3 protein-coding genes are annotated in these 2,979 nt (G+C 24.4%); 1 reads left to right on the forward strand and 2 read right to left on the reverse strand.

Features of this window, described 5'->3' with window-relative positions:
* Positions 1 to 134 precede the first annotated feature (134 nt).
* The gene (locus HCG70_RS17160; protein ID WP_221698071.1) at positions 135 to 575 is read left to right on the forward strand and encodes an Hsp20/alpha crystallin family protein; all 441 of its coding nucleotides are present in this window, start codon (positions 135 to 137) and stop codon (positions 573 to 575) included.
* Between the two features lie 112 nt (positions 576 to 687).
* Here HCG70_RS17160 and HCG70_RS17165 read toward each other — a convergent pair whose 3' ends face one another.
* Both HCG70_RS17165 and HCG70_RS17170 read right to left on the reverse strand, forming a co-directional pair.
* Positions 688 to 2,526 carry a HAMP domain-containing sensor histidine kinase gene (locus tag HCG70_RS17165; RefSeq protein WP_221698072.1) on the reverse strand — a complete coding sequence of 613 codons (1,839 nt, stop codon included), beginning with the start codon at positions 2,524 to 2,526 and terminating at the stop codon, positions 688 to 690.
* A 235-nt stretch (positions 2,527 to 2,761) separates the two neighbouring features.
* Positions 2,762 to 2,979: CAP domain-containing protein (locus HCG70_RS17170; protein ID WP_195959346.1), on the reverse strand; the 218-nt coding region annotated here is incomplete at its 5' end.

Consider the following 2,979-nt stretch of genomic DNA (forward strand, 5'->3'; position numbering starts at 1 on the left):
AGCTTAGTAAAAACTACTTTTGAACTTTCACAAAATTAATTTATTAAATGAACTTCATTCCTAACTATTACTTTAGGGAGTAAGTTCAATTAGCTAAATTAAAATTTAAATTTTTAGTATAAGGAGGTCTTTGTATGTTTGGTTTAGTACCTTTCAAATTTAATAATGGAGAAAATAGTAGAGGATTAACAATTAATGACATGTTCAATGATTTCTTTAATGATGATATGCTATCAGAATTTAATTCTAGTGGAAGCTTCAAAACTGATATAAAGGAAACTCCAGAGGAATATATTGTTCATGCTGAATTACCTGGTGTTAAGAAAGAAGATATAAAAATTGATTACAATAATAATTATTTAACTATTTCTGCAACAAGAAATAATGAATCTGAAGAAAAGAAAGATAATTATATAAGACGTGAAAGAAGCTATGGCTCAGTTTCAAGAGGATTCTATATTAGCAATGTAAATAAAGATTCAATTAAAGCTAAATTTGATAATGGCGTTTTAAATATTGAGTTACCTAAAAAGGAATTAACTGCAAATAATAGTACTCAAATTTTAATTGAATAGCCCAATTAATAATGACTCCAGAAAGAAGATGATTCCATTGTTTTAAAAAGCTTAAAGCAGCCACAATTCTTAATTTGTGGCTGCTTTTATTATTTATTTATATATTAATTATTTATAAATATATATCTGAAAACTCTATATTCATCCTCTTAACCAAATCGTTAGAATCATTATCAAAATATTCTTTATTAAAATCATGCTCTTCACTTAAAACCTTTACTGGTAATTTTATTTTGAACTCACTACCAATACCTAGTTCACTTTTAACTTCTATAATTCCATCCTGTATTTCAATTAAGTCCTTTACAAGAGATAAGCCTATTCCACTACCTTCATTAGACTTTCTAAGTCTATTTTCAACTTGCCTAAACCTTTCAAAGATATATTCCAATTTATCACTTGGTATACCTATTCCAGTATCTCTTACAGCTATATTAAAACTATCACCACAATCATTTAATAATACTTCTATTTTTCCATTTGCTTTATTATATTTTATACTATTTGAAAGCAAATTAAGCATTATTCTTTCCAGCTTTTCAAAATCAAATGCCATTATTTTTTCTTCTACATTAGTATCAAAAATTAAATCAATATTATTTTGTTTAGCAAATTCAGCTACTGACATAGAAATATCTTCTATGAAACTTACTACATTCCCATTTTTGGGATTATATTTATAATATCCGCACTTCATTTTTGTAGAATCAATTAAGTTATTAACTAACTTTAATAATCTTTTTGAATTTTGTTCTATTATATTTATATATTTATTAAATTCCCTTGCTTTTTCACAGGATTCCTTTTTAATAAATTTAATTATTTGTAATGAACTAAAAATTAAATTTAAAGGAGTTCTTAATTCATGAGATATATTTGCAAAGAATTCTTGCTGTAATTTTTCAATTTCTCTTCTATGAGAAACATCTCTTCCTGTTGCGATAACTCCTGCTACATTTCCATAACTATCTAAAAATGGTTCTTTAATAATTTCAAACTCCTTAACCTGTTCATCAATATTTATTTCTTGAGTATATATTATTCTTTTCTTTTCATTAATTACTGCTAAGTCTGTTTTAATTGAACTATCATTTATTGAACTTAAAGCCTTTACATTACAATTAGCTTTTCCTATAATATCTTCACGCTTAACATTCAAATCTTTTAAAAAACTATCATTACAATCTAAATATATACCATTAACATCTTTAAAAACTATATGTTCCGAACTATTATTTAATATTTCAGCAATAACACCACCATCAGATATTCTTTCTAATTTCCCTTCAATAGTTTCAAGAACCCCTATAACTCCTACAACTTCATCATCGCTCAATATTGAATATTTATTTAATAAATACACATTATTATTTAAATTGCAATTTTCTTTAGTATAAGTTTGTTTTGAATCAATAAACTCTTTAGTTGCTTCAAAATATTTACTTCCAATCTCCGCTCCATATAGATCAAAATCTGTTAATCCATAAATATCTATATTAGCATTTCCTGAAAGTTCTTTATAAGAGTAACTACTATACATGTATTTATTATCTTTATCCTTAACGAAGAAAACATTACCCTTTTTCTTGATATTATCTAGAACTCTCTTTTCTATACAACATTCTAAATAAAAAATAAAGCTTTCATCATTTATTTTCTGTATCGTAATCTTAATAAAATTATTTAAACTTCTAACATATTTAGTATATATTATATTATCACTATCCATATTTTGTATTTTATATGTAAAATTTTTATCATCTTTAAACTCTGGTAAAATATCAAAAAACTCCTTATTTATAAGCTCTTCAGAAGTTTTATTCAAAAATGAAAGTGTTTCTTCATTAATAAATTCTATTTTCATTTTAAATTGCTCATTTGAGATTAATTTATATTTTACAAATAAAACTGGCATGGGCATTTTTCTAAAAACCTCTCTATAATCTACCATATTCCCTCCATATTATTGACCTATTAATACATTTTTTCTTTTGAATTTATTATTTTTTACAATTAAATATATTATATTATATTTTTATATTTTTTTCTATAAAAAAAATACCATTTATTCCAATATAAATTTAAGGTTTGACTATAACAAAAAAGCTATAAGATGATATTATATTTAAATCACCTTATAGCTTACTATTATTGTACTATTTAATTATATATTCTAAATTTATTTTCTATTTGTAAAACTCTTGAGTTGCATATACCTTATTACCTATCTTATATACACCTACACCAATACTACTAAAGTTTGTAGATAATATGTTTTCTCTATGACCTTGTGAATTCATCCAGTTAGTCATAAATTGATTTGCTAATGCTGTTGGGTCTGAAACTCCCCCTATATAAGCGATATTTTCTCCCCAAGCTCTATATGTAACTCCATCAGCTTTCA

Source organism: Clostridium sp. K04 (assembly GCF_019734375.1).
Taxonomy (GTDB): domain Bacteria; phylum Bacillota; class Clostridia; order Clostridiales; family Clostridiaceae; genus Clostridium; species Clostridium saudiense.

Excerpts from the sequence above, each read along its gene's own strand:
- HCG70_RS17165 (WP_221698072.1), bottom strand. The coding sequence starts at position 2,526 with ATGGTAGATTATAGAGAGGTTTTTAGAAAAATGCCCATGCCAGTTTTA.
- HCG70_RS17160 (WP_221698071.1), top strand. The coding sequence starts at position 135 with ATGTTTGGTTTAGTACCTTTCAAATTTAATAATGGAGAAAATAGTAGA.